Source organism: Mesorhizobium sangaii (assembly GCF_014207355.1).
In the GTDB taxonomy this organism is placed as follows: Bacteria; Pseudomonadota; Alphaproteobacteria; order Rhizobiales; family Rhizobiaceae; genus Mesorhizobium; species Mesorhizobium sangaii.
The window spans coordinates 402,859-420,663 of the sequence record NZ_JACHEF010000003.1; the positions used below are offsets into that span (position 1 = coordinate 402,859).

18 protein-coding genes and 1 tRNA gene are annotated in these 17,805 nt (G+C 60.2%); 12 read left to right on the forward strand and 7 right to left on the reverse strand.

The genetic code is table 11. The features are described 5' to 3' along the window. Positions 1-183 precede the first annotated feature (183 nt). The gene (locus tag HNQ71_RS17010; RefSeq protein WP_184873699.1) at positions 184-1,224 is read left to right on the forward strand and encodes an aldo/keto reductase; all 1,041 of its coding nucleotides are present in this window, start codon (positions 184-186) and stop codon (positions 1,222-1,224) included. 166 nt (positions 1,225-1,390) lie between these two features. On the opposite strand, the gene HNQ71_RS17015 is transcribed toward HNQ71_RS17010, so the two are convergent. After that, positions 1,391-2,092, reverse strand: a complete 702-nt coding sequence (locus HNQ71_RS17015) for a FadR/GntR family transcriptional regulator (RefSeq protein ID WP_246461609.1) — start codon at positions 2,090-2,092, stop codon at positions 1,391-1,393. Between the two features lie 492 nt (positions 2,093-2,584). On the opposite strand from HNQ71_RS17015, the gene HNQ71_RS17020 reads away from it, so the two are divergent. The 5 genes from HNQ71_RS17020 to HNQ71_RS17040 all read left to right on the forward strand — a co-directional run bounded on the left by HNQ71_RS17020 (position 2,585) and on the right by HNQ71_RS17040 (position 7,611). Then, entirely contained in the window at positions 2,585-3,865 is a 1,281-nt protein-coding gene (locus HNQ71_RS17020; RefSeq protein WP_184873701.1) for an ABC transporter substrate-binding protein, read from the forward strand. A gap of 2 nt (positions 3,866-3,867) precedes the next feature. Next, positions 3,868-4,791, forward strand: a complete 924-nt coding sequence (locus tag HNQ71_RS17025) for a carbohydrate ABC transporter permease (RefSeq protein WP_184873702.1) — start codon at positions 3,868-3,870, stop codon at positions 4,789-4,791. Further along, the gene (locus HNQ71_RS17030) at positions 4,791-5,666 is read left to right on the forward strand and encodes a carbohydrate ABC transporter permease (protein WP_184873703.1); all 876 of its coding nucleotides are present in this window, start codon (positions 4,791-4,793) and stop codon (positions 5,664-5,666) included. The genes HNQ71_RS17025 and HNQ71_RS17030 overlap by 1 nt, the downstream gene beginning before the upstream one ends. Positions 5,667-5,788: 122 nt before the next feature. Then, a complete protein-coding gene (locus HNQ71_RS17035; protein WP_343068192.1) occupies positions 5,789-6,529 on the forward strand; it encodes an RraA family protein in 741 nt (246 codons plus the stop codon). A 26-nt stretch (positions 6,530-6,555) separates the two neighbouring features. Next, positions 6,556-7,611, forward strand: coding sequence for an ABC transporter ATP-binding protein (locus HNQ71_RS17040; protein ID WP_184873705.1), 1,056 nt, complete (start codon positions 6,556-6,558; stop codon positions 7,609-7,611). A 26-nt stretch (positions 7,612-7,637) separates the two neighbouring features. Here HNQ71_RS17040 and HNQ71_RS17045 read toward each other — a convergent pair whose 3' ends face one another. Then, complete coding sequence (locus HNQ71_RS17045; RefSeq protein WP_184873706.1) at positions 7,638-8,549, reverse strand: GntR family transcriptional regulator; 912 nt, start codon at positions 8,547-8,549, stop codon at positions 7,638-7,640. A gap of 165 nt (positions 8,550-8,714) precedes the next feature. Here HNQ71_RS17045 and HNQ71_RS17050 point away from each other — a divergent pair, with 165 nt between their 5' ends. From HNQ71_RS17050 to HNQ71_RS17065, 4 genes are all read left to right on the forward strand, one after another. After that, the gene (locus tag HNQ71_RS17050; RefSeq protein WP_246461611.1) at positions 8,715-9,767 is read left to right on the forward strand and encodes an ABC transporter permease; all 1,053 of its coding nucleotides are present in this window, start codon (positions 8,715-8,717) and stop codon (positions 9,765-9,767) included. Continuing rightward, a complete protein-coding gene (locus tag HNQ71_RS17055; RefSeq protein WP_184873707.1) occupies positions 9,764-10,549 on the forward strand; it encodes an ATP-binding cassette domain-containing protein in 786 nt (261 codons plus the stop codon). Before HNQ71_RS17050 ends, HNQ71_RS17055 begins: the two co-directional genes overlap by 4 nt. A gap of 93 nt (positions 10,550-10,642) precedes the next feature. Continuing rightward, entirely contained in the window at positions 10,643-11,557 is a 915-nt protein-coding gene (locus HNQ71_RS17060; RefSeq protein ID WP_184873708.1) for a sugar ABC transporter substrate-binding protein, read from the forward strand. 103 nt (positions 11,558-11,660) lie between these two features. Beyond that, positions 11,661-12,683, forward strand: coding sequence for a zinc-binding alcohol dehydrogenase family protein (locus tag HNQ71_RS17065; protein ID WP_425492246.1), 1,023 nt, complete (start codon positions 11,661-11,663; stop codon positions 12,681-12,683). A gap of 104 nt (positions 12,684-12,787) precedes the next feature. Here HNQ71_RS17065 and HNQ71_RS17070 read toward each other — a convergent pair whose 3' ends face one another. Next, positions 12,788-13,081: a hypothetical protein gene (locus HNQ71_RS17070; protein WP_210333938.1), complete on the reverse strand. Its 294-nt coding sequence runs from the start codon at positions 13,079-13,081 to the stop codon at positions 12,788-12,790. Between the two features lie 447 nt (positions 13,082-13,528). On the opposite strand from HNQ71_RS17070, the gene HNQ71_RS17080 reads away from it, so the two are divergent. Further along, on the forward strand, positions 13,529-13,750 hold the full coding sequence (locus HNQ71_RS17080; protein ID WP_184873711.1) for a hypothetical protein: 222 nt from the start codon (positions 13,529-13,531) through the stop codon (positions 13,748-13,750). Positions 13,751-13,796: 46 nt separating this feature from the next. Here HNQ71_RS17080 and HNQ71_RS17085 read toward each other — a convergent pair. From HNQ71_RS17085 to HNQ71_RS17095, 3 genes are all read right to left on the reverse strand, one after another. Next, positions 13,797-13,871 (reverse strand) — tRNA-Gly (locus HNQ71_RS17085). 536 nt (positions 13,872-14,407) lie between these two features. Continuing rightward, entirely contained in the window at positions 14,408-14,575 is a 168-nt protein-coding gene (locus tag HNQ71_RS17090; RefSeq protein WP_167392195.1) for a hypothetical protein, read from the reverse strand. A gap of 187 nt (positions 14,576-14,762) precedes the next feature. Then, complete coding sequence (locus HNQ71_RS17095) at positions 14,763-15,674, reverse strand: ankyrin repeat domain-containing protein (protein WP_184873712.1); 912 nt, start codon at positions 15,672-15,674, stop codon at positions 14,763-14,765. 214 nt (positions 15,675-15,888) lie between these two features. Between HNQ71_RS17095 and HNQ71_RS17100 the strand changes: the two genes are divergently transcribed. Beyond that, entirely contained in the window at positions 15,889-16,113 is a 225-nt protein-coding gene (locus HNQ71_RS17100) for a hypothetical protein (protein WP_184873713.1), read from the forward strand. Between the two features lie 119 nt (positions 16,114-16,232). On the opposite strand, the gene HNQ71_RS17105 is transcribed toward HNQ71_RS17100, so the two are convergent. Further along, a complete protein-coding gene (locus HNQ71_RS17105) occupies positions 16,233-16,424 on the reverse strand; it encodes a hypothetical protein (protein WP_184873714.1) in 192 nt (63 codons plus the stop codon). Positions 16,425-17,805: the final 1,381 nt, after the last annotated feature.

The following is a 17,805-nucleotide window of genomic DNA, read 5'->3' on the forward strand; positions in this document are numbered from 1 at the left end:
ATATAAGAAGAGAAGATGAAACGTAAACCCCCTTTTCCGACCGTTTTGCCGAATGTGTTTTTGGCAGTTGCGCCGGCGCAGGACGGTTTACCGGCCCGGATGGTGGAAATTTCTATCTCCGATCAAAAATAAGGAGCACGTCACGATTGACTTGTCAGACGAGCATATAAGTCTATAAATATAGTGACAAACTGGGCGACGTGCCAAGACGGGCATGCCGCCGATCAGGAGGAACAAATGCAACAGCGACAGTTAGGATCGTCGTCGGTCAAGGTATCCAAGATTGGCCTGGGTACCTGGGGTATGTCGGGCGCGTTCTGGGGCGCGGCCAATGACAAGGAATCGATACGGGTGATTCAACGCGCCATGGAACTCGGCATTACCTTGATCGACACGGCCGAAGCCTATGGGCATGGCCATGCCGAGCAGGTTGTCGGCAAGGCGCTCGCCGGCAACCGGGAAAAAGCGGTGATCGCGACCAAGGTTGCCCCGAACCATCTCGAACCCGCGGCGCTCGAGGCGGCGCTCGACGGCTCGCTGAGACGGATGCAGACGGACTATGTGGACATCTATTTCGTCCACTGGCCGAACGCGGACTTCCCGATTGGCCCGACCATAGAAATGATGGAACAGCTGCGGTCATCCGGGCGGATCAAGGCGGTCGGCGTTTCCAATTTCAGCACTGCTGATATGAACAGCGCACGCCAGTATGGCGTCATCGACGTGCTCCAGCCTCCCTACAACATGCTGTGGCGCGAGGTTGAGGCGGAAACGCTGCCCTATTGCCGCAAGCACAATATCGGCGTCATGCCCTACAGTGGTCTTGCCCAGGGGCTGCTTACCGGCCTGCTCTCGCCGGATACCAAGTTCGTCGAGGGAGACGAGCGGCGCACCACCGTGCTGTTCCAGCCGGGCACCTACGAGCGAGCCGTCGCCGCTGTCGAAGCCCTCAAGCCGATTGCGGCCAGTTACGGCAAGACGGTGCCACAGCTTGCGATCCAGTGGCTTACCAGCAGGCCAGGCGTGAGTTCGCCGCTGGTCGGCGCGCGTACTGTCAGGGAATTGGAGGAAAACATCGAGAGCGTAGGCTGGACGATTTCCGACGCGGACGTCGCCGCCATTGACAAGCATACCGCGCCTATCTGGGCGGAAATCAAGGACAAGGGCGATATGTTTGGTTTTCGCGCCCGGCAGCGCCAGGAGCGGGAAGCGAAAAGGGCTTAAAGCGCGCCGCGTTGAAAGGATTCAGGCGATGCGCTTTTGCATGTCGTTGCCCCAAGACCGGGGCCAGTTCTAGGCGACATGCATTGAATCCGGCCGTGTCCTCCCAACACGCCACGGCGCGGCCAGTGCGTTTGCTGGCCGCGCCGCACCAGGGATGGTCAAACGGCTAATCCTTATACGGTAACCCGACGGCGGTGGTTGCCTTCAGGTGCCGGCGCATCGCTTCTTCCGCACGTTTTGCGTCGCGCGCAACGAGTGCCTCATAGATTGCCCTGTGATCTTCCGTCGCGAAGGTCAGGGCATGAGGCATCTGATTGCTGACGCGCCGGCTCGCCGCCTGCCACCATCGCGACGAGTACATGAAGCGGTCGAGGATCCTGTTTTGGGTAGACCGGCAAATCTCCATGTGGAAGTCGAGGTCTAGCTTCAGATAGGCATCCGGATTGTCCTCGGTCGCGGACATGGCGGCCAGCAGTATGCCAAGACGCTCAAGGGTTTCCTTCGTCATGTGCTTGGCAGCGATGGCGGCGATGGCAGGTTCGATGATAATTCGCGTCGCGTGTGCTTCCGCCAGCAGTTGCCGGATCTGCTCGGGCGGCAGCCAGTCGATGAGCAATGGACTGAGATAGTCCCATTCCTCGGCCGGACGCAGCACCACGCGCCGTCCCTGTGCGATCTCGATCATGTCGAGGGAAGCCAGAATCTTCAACGCCTCGCGTGCCACCGCGCGCGATACCCCGAATTCTTGCAGGATCTGTTGCTCCGACGGTCCTTGGCCCCCGGAAACACCGTCGGTGGCGATGCGACGCGCGAGCACGCCTGCCACCTGCTTGGGCAAAGTTTGAAGCTTGACCTCCATGGCATCCATCATTAAAATCCACTTGTCTGATAAGCTTATAGGCTGATGGCTAGATATGCAGTCAACTATCTCATAAAAATGCTCACTAGCCTATAACTCGTGCCGCGGGAAGGGAGGTTTGGACGTTGGAGATATCCAACCCCGGCGTTCGCCACCCGAGATGAGGATCGATATACTGTCGCTGAACGCGGCGGCCATCGTTGCTCAATCGCCCAGCGGGCTCGCAAGGGTCGCCTGGTTTCCGTGAGGAGAAACGTATGCGCGTAGCAAAGCGCGCCGGAACAAACGGAACACCGGAAGACTGACAAGAGAATGACAGAATCTCCGCCAGAAGCCGGCGAGGGCCAAAGGCCCACTGCAGGGCAAAGGTGGTGTCTGCACGGGAGTGATCCAGACAGTCTCCTGGCGGGAGGAGCAAGCCGCCGCGGACTTTGACGGGAATGCTGAACGTCGTCGCTCGACCCAAAGGGCCGACCAATCATGACCAAGGAGGAAATTGTGATGTCCGGAAACTTATCGAGACGCAAATTCCTGGCGGCTGGCGCCACGGTGGCGGCAGGCTCGCTCGCGGCGCCATGGATCGCCAGGGCGCAGGCAAACGAGATTACGGCGCTGCTGATCACGGGCGGCCCGCTCTATCCCAAATATTGGGAGAAGATAGTCCAGGATTTCACGGCGAAGACCGGCATCAAGGTACGCTATGATCTGCTGGAATTCACGCCACTGACATCGAAGGTCGTCACGTTGAGCGCCGCGCGATCGAGCCAATATGACGTCTACAGCACCCACACGGCGCAGATTGACTCTTACTTCAGCCATTTTGCGCCGCTGAACAGCTATTTCAGCGAGTCCGAATTGGCGGACTTCTATCCGGTCGCGGTCAAATATCTGCGCGATCCCAAAAACGGCAATCTGGCGGCCATTCCGCGCAACATGGATGCGCGCGTTCAATATTACCGCAGCGACATCTATCAGGAGAAAGGCCTTAAGCCGGCCGAGACCTGGGAAGAACTCGTCGACGTCGGCCTGAAACTCACTGGCAATGGCCACTACGGGTTGGTTGTCCCGGGACAGGGCGATCCGGCCCAGCGCACCTTCAGCGATCTGCTGTGGCAGGCCGGTGGGGATTGGGTCGATCAGGCCAACAAGCCGGCCTTCAATTCCGAAGCCGGTATCAAGGCCCTCACATTCTACCGCGACCTCGTCCAGAAGCACAAAATCGTTCCGCCGGATGCGGTCGGCTATCAGTGGAACGAGAATTCGACCGAATTCTCGTCTGGAACGGTCTACGCCAATTTTGATTGGCCGGGCGCTTTTGCCACTCTCTCCAATCCAGATACCTCCCGCGTTGTCGGCAAGTGGTCGACCGCGCCCTATGTGCGGGACAAAGCGTCAATCTCCTGCGCCATCTCGCACGCCATGGCCCTCAACGGCCAATCGGGCCGCAAGGATCCCGCCGTCGAATTCATCAAGTTTACGGTCGGCCCCGAGGCGCAGCGCCTGCAGTTCGACCAGTTCACAAACTTCCCCAGCAGCCAGGCGATCGCCAAGGAGGTGATCGCGGCGGCGAAAGGCCCGCAAGCCACATGGCTGCAGCAGCTCGAGACGACGATCGCGAACGGCAAGGAATGGCCCAAGCTGCCTGGCTTCTCGAAAGTCTGCACCCTGATGTTCTCCGCCATCGAACAGGCGCTCACCGACCAGGTTTCGCCAAGCGATTCGCTCAATCAAGCGGCAGTGGAAGCGGAAGACACCATGCGTCGGGCCGGAGCCTACGACTGAGGATGTCGTCCATCCCGCAGAACCGGGTGTCGGGGCGTCGGCGCCGTTCGCCGCTGCCCTACACCTGGCAGAAGGGGTACCTTCTGGCCGGCCCGGCATTCGTCGTCATGCTCGCCATCTTCGTCTATCCCCTGGGGTACTCGTTTCTCATGAGTTTCTTCCGGTGGGATCTGAGCGGCTCCGCGCCGTTCATCGGGACAGGAAACTACACAGACGAGCTGTTTGGCCGCCAGTTCAACCAGGCCCTTCGAAACCAGATCATCTTCAGCGTCGTCTCCATTACGGTCGAGGTGGTGGCCGGAATGGCGATCGCTGTGCTGGTCAACGGAGAATTGCGCGGCATGCGGCTCGCCCGCACGCTGCTGTTGGTGCCACCAATGATCGCTCCCGCCGTCGTCGGCCTCAATTTTCGGTGGCTTTTCAATACGCAATACGGTCTTGTTGATGCGTTGCTGCGCATGTTCAACCTGCCCAACATTCCCTGGCTCAGTGACCCGACCTGGGCTCTGGTCTCGGTCATTATCGCCGATGTCTGGCAGAACACGCCGCTGATGGTGCTGCTGTTCCTGGCCGGCCTGCAATCCTTGCCACAGGAGCCCCTCGAAGCCGCGACGGTGGACGGCGCGGGCCCTTGGCAGCGCTTCTGGCACATTGTTCTGCCGTTGATGCGTCCGGTCATCATGATCGCGCTGATGCTGCGTATCATAGACACGTTCCGGACCTTCGACGTCGTCTGGCTGATGACGCAGGGCGGGCCGGGGGGCGCTTCCAACCTGCTTACCGTCTATGCCTACCTGCTGGCATTCCAGGCGGTGGATTTCGGACACGCGGCGGCGGTTTCCTACATTGCCCTGGGGATGTCCCTGGTCGTGCTCGGCCTGCTCTACGGAGTGCCGTGGCTGATCGCAAAGCGGAGGGCCATTTGATGGATACCGTGGCCGTGAGCACGCATCGCAAGCCAAGACGCCGACGCCGCAGGTTCACAGCCGGCATTGCCGGACGCTACCTCGCTCTCTTCCTGACCATCGCCTTCACCATTTTTCCGTTGGTGTGGCTGTTCCTGACGTCGATCCGCAGCTCGGCCGACATCTTCTCTGTGCCGGTCCACATCATCCCCGTGACTGCGACGTTGACGCAATATGTGTCGGTTTTCGGCGAATACGACACCATGGATTATGTCTGGAACACCATCATCGTATCGTTCGTGACGGTCATCTTGGTCCATTTGCTGGCCATCCCCTGCGCCTATGCGCTGTCACGCTTCAGGATGCCGGGCGTCATGCTGATCTTCGGCCTGCTCTTGATCATGCGGATGATTCCGGTCATCGCACTCGCCATTCCGCTCTTCGCCGTGTTCGCGGCAATGGGCCTGCTGGACTCGATCTGGGCGCTGATCCTCGCCCATACGGCTGCCAAACTGCCTGTCGCCATCTGGCTTCTGCTGGGCTTCATCCAGGATGTCCCGAGAGAGATCGAGGAAGCTGCCCAATCGGATGGCGCCGGCACGATGCGCACGCTGGTCCAGATCGTCACGCCCCTGATTGCGCCTGGCATCGGGGCCAGCGCGGTGATCACCTTCCTTTTCACCTGGAACGATTTGCTGCTCGCACTGACCCTGACGTCGAGCAAGGCCGCGCAGACCCTGCCGGTCGGGCTCACCAACTTCGTTTCGCAGTTCGGCATCGACTGGGGGGCCATGTCAGCTGCCGGCGTTCTCATGGTCATCCCGACCTTGGTGTTTGTCTGGTTTGCCCAAGGCCTGTTGGTCAAAGGCCTGACCACCGGTGCGGTCCGTGGCTGAGCGGCGGGCAAGGCAGGAATGCGCTCGATGCTTTCGACTACAGTTGGTTAGGCAAGCAAGACCGGCGCGGTGGATAAAATTGGTGCTGCGCTAAGGGAGGATGACGAGTGGAAGCGGATCAAATACCGGTGATATCAGACATTTCCCGGCCACCGAGGCAATTGGTCGACGCGCTTGCAGCGATCGGTTCGGCGACACTGGCCAGTGAGCTCTATCATAAGATGGGAATTCGTGATCCGCACATCCGGGGTCCTCGGCCGTTGAGGCCCGGCCGCACGGCGGTAGGCCCGGCTCTCACGCTCCAATGCATGCCGAAGCGCGAAGATCTCTACAACGAAACAGAGTATGAGGACCCGGAGCGACAGCTCCATCGTCACGTTCTCTACCCCACGCAGCCAGGCGACATGGTGGTCGTCGATGCGCGCGGCGATCTGGGTAGCGGCATCTTCGGCGAGATGATGCTCACCTATTTCGCTGGCCGCGGCGGGGCCGGGGTGGTCGTCGACGGCTGCATCCGCGATTCTGCCCAGGCCGCGGCCCTGGACATCGGCATCTGGGTGAGGGGGACGACGCCGAATTTCCACGCCCAGACCAACATTGTTCCCTTCGCCGTCAACGTCCCCATCGCCTGCTCGAATGTGCTCGTCATCCCCGGTGACATCATAGTGGCTGACGACGACGGCGTGGTCGTCGTGCCGATCGCGCTTGCGCCCAAGCTGGTCGCGCTCGCCGGCGAGCATATCGAGTGGGAAGAATTTACCCGCGCGCGCTTGGCCGAAGGAGGGGATTTGCGAAAATACTACCCGTTGAGCCCAGAGGGCGAGACCGAATACCGCGCATGGCGGCACGCTCAGCGAAAATGAGCAGGGCCTGCACGGGAGGAAAATAGATGTCTGCAATCCAGATAGAACAGCTCGGCAAGAGCTTCGGCGCCGTGGAAGTTCTGCGCGACGTGAACATTGAAATCGCCAGCGGCGAGTTCGTCGTCCTTGTCGGCCCCTCGGGCTGCGGCAAGTCAACTCTTCTGCGGATGATCGCCGGCCTGGAAGAACAGACCACGGGCGAGATCCGCATAGGCGGGCGCGTCGTCGACGAGATGCCCGCCAAGTCGCGCGACATAGCGATGGTCTTCCAGAGCTACGCGCTCTATCCGCATATGAGCGTGGCAGACAATATGAGCTTCGCCCTTCGACTGGCCAAGGTCCCCAGGGAAGAGATCGTTTCAAGGGTGAAGGCAGCCGCCGAAATCCTCGGCTTGCAGGATCTGCTGCGTCGTATGCCGCGCCAGTTGTCTGGCGGCCAGCGCCAGCGGGTCGCCATGGGCCGCGCGATCGTGCGCGACCCGGCAGCCTTCCTGTTTGACGAGCCGCTCAGCAATCTCGACGCAAAGTTGCGTGTCAAGATGCGTGCCGAGATCAAGAAACTGCACCAACGGCTCGGGCGCACCAGCATCTACGTCACGCACGATCAGACCGAGGCGATGACGCTTGCCGACCGCATAGTGGTGCTGGACCGAGGTCAGGTTGAGCAGATCGGGACCCCTTCCGAGCTCTACGAGAACCCTGCCAACCTGTTCGTCGCGAGCTTTATCGGCTCTCCGGAGATGAACCTGATCAAGGGCCGAATCGACAATGGCGCATTCGCCGCCGAGCAGGGCCTGCGCTTGCCCTTGCCTGATGACGCTCGGATCAGTGACAGGGAAGGTGTGGTATATGGGATTCGCCCACAGCACATCACGGTCGGCGGGACCCACGCAAAGGCAACGGTTCAGGTGGTGGAACCGACCGGCGAGGCCCAGGAACTTACCCTAAATGCGAATGGCGTTGAACTGATCGCCGAAATCCGGGAACAGCCCCTTTTCAAACCTGATCAGGAGGTGGAGTTGGGGATTATGGTGCATAAGGTGCATCTGTTCGACGCCCAGAGCGGCACCAGGATAAACTAGATCGCTTGTGCGATCGGAACGTCTTGCTAGGCGTTGGTATCCATCCCGTCGAATACAATCAGCGAACGCATCAGGGTCTCCCTTGCCGAAGCCAAATGGGCTCGGCAGGCCCGCTCGAGCCGCTCGGAATCGCGGCTTTCGAGCGCATCGATATAGGCGAGATGCTCCAGGATCGCCGCCTGATTGCGCTGTTTTTCGTCATGCTTGTTCCACTGATAGTGGTAGTGGAAAACGAAGCTGATAATATCGTAGAAATCGTCGATGAAGCGGTTCGGCGAAGCCTCGTTTATGAGCCGGTGAAACCGGTTGTCGAGACTGGAGAAGTCGTGAAAGCGGCTTTCAATCTGCTTCAGCAGTTCGGTATGCGCAACCTTGAGCGCGGCGAGCTTCTCCCACAGCGGAGACATGTCGGGCTGTCGTGAAAACAGATGCGCCGAGCGCAGCTCGAACATCACCCGGATCTCGAACAGCTCAAGTGCGAAATCTTCCGTAAAGCCCTTGAACAGCCAGCCCGTATTCGGCCTCTTCTCGAGCAGTCCAAACCGGCTGAAGCGGATCAGGAACTCGCGAATTCCATTGGTCGCGACGCCGAACTGCCGCGCAAGTTCGAGTTCATTGATGCTGGTACCGGGTCTGGTGTCACCTCGCAGCATCCATTCCATGAACTGCTGTTCCACATGCTTGGCCCGCGAGGTGGTTTCGGCGTCGGGATAGTAATCGCTATCCTCGACCGCACGGCCTGTCGTCCTGACACCGCTGCGCTCGGCGATAAGCTCACGGTGGACAAGTTCTCCCAAGACCTTTCGGACAGTCGTGCGGCTGACTCCCATTTTCCGTCTAAGCTCATTTTCGGAAGGGAGTTCGCCGGTCAATTGTCCGTCGCGCAGCATACTTGCGACGCGATTGAAAGCCTTCTTGTAGACAGTGTCGGTTCGCATCGGATCTTCCTCTGAGCAAGACCTTGTCCTTTCTACCATGAACTTTATCCATAAAAAACAACTTGACCAAGTCATGCAGGTTGTTTTTTATCGATAAGAGGGAACTAAAATACAGCATGAGTTTTTGACGACGCGGCTTGCACGGGCCGCGGCGGGGAGGGAACTTTGCCTGAAACGCGAGGCACCGGCACCACTGTCGGCGACGCGGCAATGTCAGCACCCAAGAAGCAAGAAGCCGTTCCCGGCCTCGCGCTTGGGCTGGCCCTGCTGAGCGCCGGTCCGGTCGTCATCCTGGTGTTGCTGATCGTTGTTCTCAGTTTTCTGTCGCCCTATCTCCTGACAGGGCGCAACCTCAGCAACATCCTGGCCCAAACCGCCGTCATCTCGGTGGTGGCGATGGGCCAGCATCTGGTCATTCTGACACGAGGGATCGATCTCTCCGTCGGCTCGAACGTGGCACTGGCTTCGGTCGTCGGCGCGCTCAGCTTTCATGCCGGCGCTCCCGCCTCCGTGGTGATCGCGGTGATGGTTGGCTGCGGTGCGGCGGTCGGCACCATCAACGGGCTTTTCTACGTCTTCGGCCGGTTGCCGCATCCTTTCATCATCACGCTGGCGACCTTGAGCATCGCCAAGGGGTTGGCGCTCCAACTGGCCGATGGGCGCGCCATCCCTGGAATGCCGGATGCCATCGATGCGCTTGGCCGCGAGGCGGTCTGGGGCCTGCCTGGATCGGTTTTTGTGGTCGCGGGCGTTGCCGCGGTACTTTTCGTCATGGCCAAGACGATGGTCTGGGGGCGCTGGATTTATGCCGTCGGCGGCCGGCCCGACGCTGCCCTGCGCATGGGCATTCCCGTGTCCTGGGTCCTGGTTTCGGTCTATGTGATCTCGGGGCTCTGCGCCGGCATCGGCGCGGTCATCCTTGCCGGCCGCACCGACGCCGGTTCGCCCTTGTTCGGCAATCTGCTGGAACTGGATACGATCGCGGCGGTGATCATCGGCGGTGCCAGTTTTCTCGGCGGCCGCGGCCATCTTGGCCATGCCTTGATCGGCGCCATCATGATCGGCGTCATCCGCAACGCGCTCAACCTGCTCAACGTCAACGTCTTCTTCCAGCTCATCGTCATCGGCGTGGTCATCGTCATCGCGGTCGAGTCCGACGTGCTGCGCAACTATCTCGAAGGGCGCATGCGTGTCCTGCAGGCCGGGAGGCAGTCATGAGCGCCGTAGCGGCCAACGTCGAATCTGCACCCACCGTGGATCATCCCGTCCTGGCGGTGCGCGGTGCTACCAAGCGGTTCGGCTCGGTTGTGGCGCTGGACGATGTCAGCATCGAGGTCCGACGCGGCGAGATCCTCGGGCTTCTCGGCGACAACGGCGCCGGCAAGTCGACATTGACCAAATGTATCAGCGGGGTGCACCAACTCGATGCCGGCGCGATCTTTCTGGACGGTGCGCCAACGCAGATACGCTCCCCTGCGGATGCGCGCTTCGCCGGCATCGAGACCGTCTATCAGGATCTGGCGCTGTTCGACAATCTGACGCCGGGACAGAACTTCTTCGCAGGTCGCGAGTTGGCCTGGCCGCGATGGCTTCCTCGCGGCATGCGATTTCTCCAACAGCGCAGGATGGATGCCGAAACGCGCATTCTGCTCGCCAATCTGAAAGTCACTTTGCCGAGGCTGGACGCCGTCGTCGCCATGATGTCGGGCGGTCAAAGGCAAGCCATCGCCGTGGCACGGTCGACCGTGTTTGCTCGCAAGGTCGTGATCCTGGACGAACCGACCGCCGCACTCGGCCTGCGTGAATCGCGGCAAGTGCTCAACCTGGTCGCGACGCTGCGCGACCAGGGCAACGCCGTCATCCTGATCACCCATAACATGGAACACGTCACTGAGCTTGCCGACCGCGCCGTGGTGCTTCGCCAGGGCCGCAAAGTCGGCGAGTTGGTGCCGACCAAGGACAACAAGCAGGAGCTGGTCTCCATGATCGTTGGAGCCTGACTCGCTCGAAATTTGGGGACTGTTCCGGTCCGCAAATGCCTGAAGCGACTTCCGCCGGAAGACGCCTCGATCCAAGGGAGGAATGGAATGCCAATGAACCGAAAACTGTTCGCTGGGCTGGCGATCGCCGTTGCGTTTGCGATGCCGGCTTCGGCCGCCGACAAGATCAAGGTCGGCCTGATTACGAAATTCCCGGTGCCGTTCTACTCGACCATGGAGGATGCAGCCAAGAAATACGCAGCCGCCCATCCAGAGATCGAGCTGGTTACCGGCCAGGGCCAGGCGGCCACCGACATCGAAGGCCAGATCGCGCTGATCGAGTCCATGATCACGCAAGGCGTCAAGGGGCTTGCGATCACGCCGGTCGATCCGACCGTTGCGCCGGCGCTCGACAAGGCGGTCGCGGCCGGCATCAAGGTGGTTCTCGTCGACAACAGCATCCCGGACTGGAAAGGCCAGACAGCGCTGGTTTCGACCAACAACCTCAACGGCGGCAAGATCGCCGGAGAGTACCTGAAGACCGTGCTCAAAAGCGGCGACAAGGTCGGCATCCTGCAAGGTGTGCCCGGAGTGCCGGCACTCGACGACCGGGTGACCGGCATGATGGAGGGTCTCGGCGACGTCAAGATCGACGTCGTCGGCAAGGGTGCAACCAATTGCACATTAGAACTTGGCACGTCGGTGACCGAAGACATCCTGACCGCCAATCCCGATCTCAAGGCGATCTACTCGGCTTGCGGCCCGCCGATCCCGGGCGCCGTCAAATCGATCAGCAATGCGGGCATCGCCAACGACAAGATCATCCTGGTCGGCTTCGACGCCTGCTGCGGTGAGATCGAAGCGATCAAGTCGGGCGCGGAAGATGCCAGTGTTGCGCAATTTCCAGCAAAAATGGGTGAGCTTGGCATCGACACGGTCGTCAAGGCGATCCGCGGGGAAGCCGTCGAGGCCAACGTGGATACCGGCGCCGGTCTCGTGACGCTGCAGAACGTCAAGGACTTCGAGTGATCCACCAGTGGTCCGGTGGATTGCACCGCCGGATCACTTCCTGTTTCCGGGCGCCAGGATTACACCGTAGCGAAGGGGTGGAATTACGCTTATGGACGCCACCATCAAGATCGTGCGATGCGCCGAGCCTGGCAGGCTGGCGTTCGAGGAACAGGCAGCGCCAGGCGCTCCGCCGGAAGGCTGGGTGCTGGTCAACGTCGCCCATGTCGGCATCTGCGGAACCGATTACCACATCTTCCAGGGCAAGCATCCGTACCTCGCCTACCCACGCGTCATGGGCCATGAGGTTTCGGGAACAATTGCGGCAATCAACGGGCCCGTGGACATGGCGGTCGGGCAACAAGTCGTCGTCAACCCCTATCTTGCCTGCGGCAATTGTCCCGCCTGCCGCCTGGGCAAGCCGAACTGCTGCCTCGCGATCGAGGTGCTCGGCGTGCACCGTGACGGTGCCATGAGCGAGCAGATTCTCGTGCCGGCGCAGAACCTGATTGCAGCGACCGGTCTGTCATTGGTCGAAGCGGCTACGGTCGAGTTTCTGGCCATCGGTGCGCACGCGGTCGGCAGATCCATGGCCGGGCCGAGCAGCCGCACCTTGGTTATCGGCGCAGGGCCAATCGGCCTCGGTACCGCGCTTTTTGCCCGCATAGCGCGGCAGTGCGTGACCGTGATGGACGTCGATGCCGAGCGGCTGGCTTTTGCCGCAAGGCAAGGTTTTCTGGTGATCGACGGGTCGAAGGGTTCGATCGTCGAGACGATAGCGGAGCGAACTGCAAGGACAGGTTTCGATGTGGTCTTCGACGCTACGGGAAACAGCCGTTCGATGCGGTCTGCGTTTGCCTATGTTGCCCATGGCGGCGTCATGGTGATGGTCAGCGTCGTACAGGACGACATAACCTTCTCCGACCCAGAGTTCCACAAGCGGGAAATGATGCTGATCGGCAGTCGCAACGCGACGCGCGCCGACTTTCAGCACGTCATGGCTTCGATCCGCGCTGGAACAATACCAATCGACGAACTCGTCACGCATCGTACGACCCTGCGTAACAGCCCTCGCGATATTGCGATCTGGGCGCAGCAGAAGTCCGGTCTGATCAAGGCTGTTATCGATGTGGCGGGACCTGGCTGATTTTGCCAAACGCAGTCATGCGAGAAAGTCTCTCCGGAGCGCGTGAGACATCTGCGTGGATAGAAGGACCAGCCTGACTGGGCAGGGATACCCCGGTAAGATTCCTACGGGCTGAGGAGGTCGCCATAGACGACGACGTGATGCTCGACGAATTCAGGCTTGTTGATCAGGTACTGATCGTCCTTGGGATAGTAGTGGGCCCGCTCAGGTTGTTCGCCCGCATAGGCCTTTACCGCTTCCATATCGGTCCACCAACTCAGAGCGCATATCTCCGTAACGCCGTCGCTGAGGTCGCGCAGCGTGATCTGGTGACCGAGATTGCCTTTGGTGGCGCCAAGCTCGTCGCCACCTGTCCCGGCCACGTAGCGCGCGTATTCGGCGGCCATCTGCGTGCGCACCGTCCCGCACCATCTTCGAAGAATTACCTGCCGGACCACTAACCTTGGCCTCCGCTATCTACGTCCCGTCACCTTCTTGAGCACCACTTCGGCGCCGCCGCCATTCTCGGCAATGACATCGACCCCAGCTGCTTCGAGGGCACGCGGGAAGTTGTCCGGAGTTTCACTCTGCCTTCAGTACCTGGAATCTGATCAGCCAGTCACGAATGATCAGTCGGACGGCCTCAGGTCGCGAAACATCATGTTCGGCAACAAATTGATCCACGCCCGCGAGCATGTCCGGTTGAAGGCGGACCATGATTGGCACGCCCTTGCCAGTCGGGGCCGGGCCTCGCCGTTTCTTTGATACCACGGTTTCCTGCTTTGGCATAAGAACCGTGATATCAGAATTCTTGTCCTTGCGGAAGCACTGGAACCTCAAACTAAAACCGAATTGGCGAAGATCCGATGCCGAACACCATTGTTCGGGCAGCCGAAGGCCGCCCGCTCTCAACCGCCGCGGCTGCTTCAACCGCCGCCATCGTAGCGGTCGCGCCAACGAACATGGCCGAAGCTGCGCGCAAAGGCGAGTTCATGGCATCGTGCAGGACATCCATCGAATGGAATGACTTTGACCAGGTCCAGTTCATCAACGCTCTGACGCCGGGGGGAGAGCATTGGCGGCACTGATCTTATTGACAAGGCGCTCGGCCCGCAGCCGCACCAGAGGCGGGTTTGGTGCACTCGGCAGGGCTCGAACCTGCATCTGCCCGGGAAGGTCCCGCTCTGTCCTAGATTGAGCTACGAGCGCCAATTTTGGCAGGCTAGTAGAACGGGCCCATTGGATCAAATTAGCGATTGGGATAGCCGACACATGCATTGGAAGTAGGTCGAGAGGGGAGACCGAGCTATCCTCTGTATCGCCCTTTCTCGCACCAATATCGAACAACGACACCCGGTTGCGCCCGAAACAGACTGGCCGCGAGTTGACAATTCTCTCTGTTGTACGCCTCCGCCTCGGTCGCATCGAACGTGGCCACATGGATACGCATTTCGGCGGCAGCGGAGCTTCGGTACAGCGTATAGGTTTTGGAGTCATCAGCCTCGGGCGCGCAGCCAGCCAAGGCCGAAACCACCGCCAGAGCAAGGAACAACCTCATTTCAGCATCATAGGTGAGACGATCTAAGGAATGGAAAGGTCACTTTGCGCGGAGAACCTTTCGATCGCCAACGTGAAAGTGACATGCCGGCTATGTGGAGGTGCTCGTTGCATTAGGCCCCGACGCACCGAAAAGCAGCGATGCTCTAGCCGGCGAGTGAAACTTACGGCGGGCATCCTGGTACCGTTTAGCGCTTCGCGAGGTCGTCAAATGTGATCCCGGTGCCATAACCGCTTGGTAGATCGGCGGTTGCCTCCCGGAAACTGCGTTCTACGGCAGCTGTGTACCGGCCGTCATTCGCCAGCCTATCCCAAATGACGAAGGCGACAGCTAAGGCGATGACGACGAGCACCATTCGCATCGGAAGCTCCCTCAAAGAGTTCCGGAACGCATAATACAGCCTGTTGCCAATATGCGCCAGCGTGGACGATGGCGTGACAGCGAACTGATAGAGCGGCCGGGCCACGGCCTGGAAAGGGGGTTCTGGCGATGTCGATATCGAAAAGGTCTGGTGGGCCGCAAGACTGGCGAGGTCGTGCAGATCAGGGCAGCGGAACCGGCGAGTCGGACAGCGTTCGCAGATAGGCGATCACGTTCAGCCGGTCGGCTTCATTGGGCACGCCGCGGAATTCCATGTTGACGCCGGGCGTGGTCAGCGTCGGACCGGCGAGGAAAGTGTTGAGATCCTCGTAGGTCCAAGACCCATCCCAGGCCAGCAGGGTCTTGGAGTAGCGGTCGAACTTCGTTGAGGCCTTGTCGCGTCCGACGACGTCCCACAGGTTCGGCCCTATGGTTGAATTGTCCTTTGGCCGTACGACATGGCAGGGGGCGCAGGTGGAGGCAAAGAACGTCGCGCCCTTTGCAGGGTCGCCGGCCGCCAGTTTGGCGGAAATCGGCTCCGGTTTCAGGATGACGACGCCATGGGCCTTGAGGTAGGCAGCGATGTCGGCATGGTCGTCGTGCCTAGCAAGGTGGTAAGGCGTGATGATGCTCGGCCGCTGCGCGGGGTCACCCTGGATCCAGACGGCGTTGACGTCGGCGCCGGCCTCGACCAGCACCTTGACGCAGTCGAGACAGCCGTTGGCGACGGCGAGGGTCAGCATCGGCTCGCCCCGCGTCGTGCCATTGGCGTCGGCCCCATGCCCCAGCAGCAGCCGGATCATGTCGGCGGCGTTCTTCAGCACGGCAACAGTCATCGGCAGGCCAAGCGCCGACTCCTTGTTGACATCGGCGCCGCGTTTGATCAGCAGTTCCGCGGCCTCCGCGTGGCCGCTGCGCACCGCCAGGAAGAGCGGTGTGGCGCCCTTCTCCTGCTCCTCAATATCGGCGCCGGCATCAAGCGCCGACGCGATTGCATTTAGATCGCCGCTCTTGGCCGCATCATGAAGCGGACCGGCCTGGGTGGTTGAGAGCGCACCCAGACAAATGAGCAAGCTGCCGATCAGACCACGCATTCGGCTGTCCCTCCGCCGATACGGATAGAAAACACTACACCCGATCAATTCTCACGACCAGCGGCGTCATTCAGCGTTAGCTAATATAGATGAGCCCGCGTCATCCAATCGAGGGATGGCGCGACTTACCCCGCTGCTCCACTTGATGGCAAGGCAAATGGCGGCAACCCGGTTTTGCTGCCCAAGGGGCCTGCTAGCTCTAGGGGGGCTAAATATGAGCAATACGACTCTCATTGCTATCGCTATCCTCGCGACCAGCATCGGCCATGCCGATGCCAAGGGCCGCAAGGTGCACCTGCCGGTTTGCACCGCGTCAAGCTCACTCGACGAAGTCCTGGGTGACAAATGTTTTCTCGTCAAAGGTTCGATGATCTATGGCGACGTCGCCGGTCTTTCCCAGATAGTCACCTGGGCTGGGGGTGGATCTGGCGGTCTGTGAGGTGTGCCCTTAGGTGCTATCAACACGGACAGGCTATAAAAAAAAAGGCCTGTGCCGCAATGACCGGTGCGCTCACAACTAAGCACCCTCGCGCCGGCCATTTCTTTTTGCATCCAGCGCTACAGTCGCGTGAATTCGGCAAGCCCTAAGCGTAGCCGCTGGCCTTCTGCATAGGCGAGAGCGAAAGATTCCAGTTCGAATGATCGGGTTAGTTCCTGGTCGTCTTCGACCACGCGGACGAACCATTCTCCGCAGGCTTCGACCACTTCAACGCAAGGGCAAACCTTGCCGTTCGACGTTACGCTATCCATCGCAGCCTCCCTAGAAAGCAATGGGGAACGTCCATTTTTATAAAGCTCGTCCGAGACGAATTTCAATATCAAATGTGGTTGCAATTAGCCAACCGGTGCGGCCAGCTCGGCGCCCTGTTTTTTACACTGAACAAACCAAAAGGGCGCCGAGCCTTCACCGGCGGCGCTTTGAGGGAAGCGGCGCCGAGAAGTGAGCATAGCGCTCTCGCTAGAGTTGTCGGAATACAACCTTTAGGATGATGGCCGCTGCTGCCCTACATCCTGATCGAGACATACGACAACAGGTAAATGATCGCGATGGTCGCCGTAGCGAGTACGACCCATACGCCCAAGCTGCTCATGCTTCCTCACTTTCCGCCGGCGCACCGTTGGGCAGGATGTTGGGATGGAGGACGCCGGCCCAGGCGGAAAAGGCACTACAAGCACAAGCTAATATAATCGAGATGCAGACGCCTATGGTGTGATCGCGGAACCCTTGGCGTAAGCGCTCCCGTCGGTTTCGCTTTGCTCATCAATCCCGAGCACCTTCCTAAGCGCTTGATGACGGTGCATCGCATCGCCGTCCTGATAGCAGCCTGATCCTCGAAGAACGCCCGCCGCTTGCCGCAGGCGCTGAGCAACCCCGACTGGAAGCCGACTTTCGGATAGCTCATTACGGCGTGGGTCTTTAGGGCCGGCAAGCCAAGGACTTCAGTCTCAATTGCGTGATTGCTAATGTAATATAGACTTATCACCAGCGGGGGCTTTCTCGCGATGGCCGGTGCTCGCTTACAACCCCTCGTCGTCTGCACCGGCCATTCCTTCGCGAGGCGACTAGCGGCCCAGCGGCCAAGGGCGGGGGGCTGGGGTTTGACCACCGGGCCTAACCGGCGCGGGGTTGGGGCTCGCCGGCTGGCGAATTATACGCCATTCTCGCTTAGTCGACCATGTCTGACAGTGACTTCTTGCGTGTCGGAAGGCTCCGCCTTAGGTGGCGGGCTTTTTCTCTGGTTCACTTTGAGCCGGTGCTAAGTACAGTGTACGACGACGTTGTCACCGCCCCGGAACCGTTACCACGCGTGACGCGCACTGTAGCAGGCCGGCTCTTTGCAGGGGCAGGGGTTGCGGTCGAAGCGACTATCCCGATCACGTCTGTGGCGCTGGCGTAGAACAGCTCGCCATTCGGCGAGACGCCCCATCTCGTGATGTCATTCTCATCTCTGATCACCTGGCAACGTCCGACCGTTTTTTGACCAGCGTGCGGCACTCTCGATATCTGATCAGCCAGCGCCTCTTCGCATTGCGACGTGGTCGAAAAGATCATGGGCCTTGCGGCCGCCGCTCGGCATAGCATCAAATCGGGACTGCACGACAACAGCACCATAATGGCAGACGTTACCGT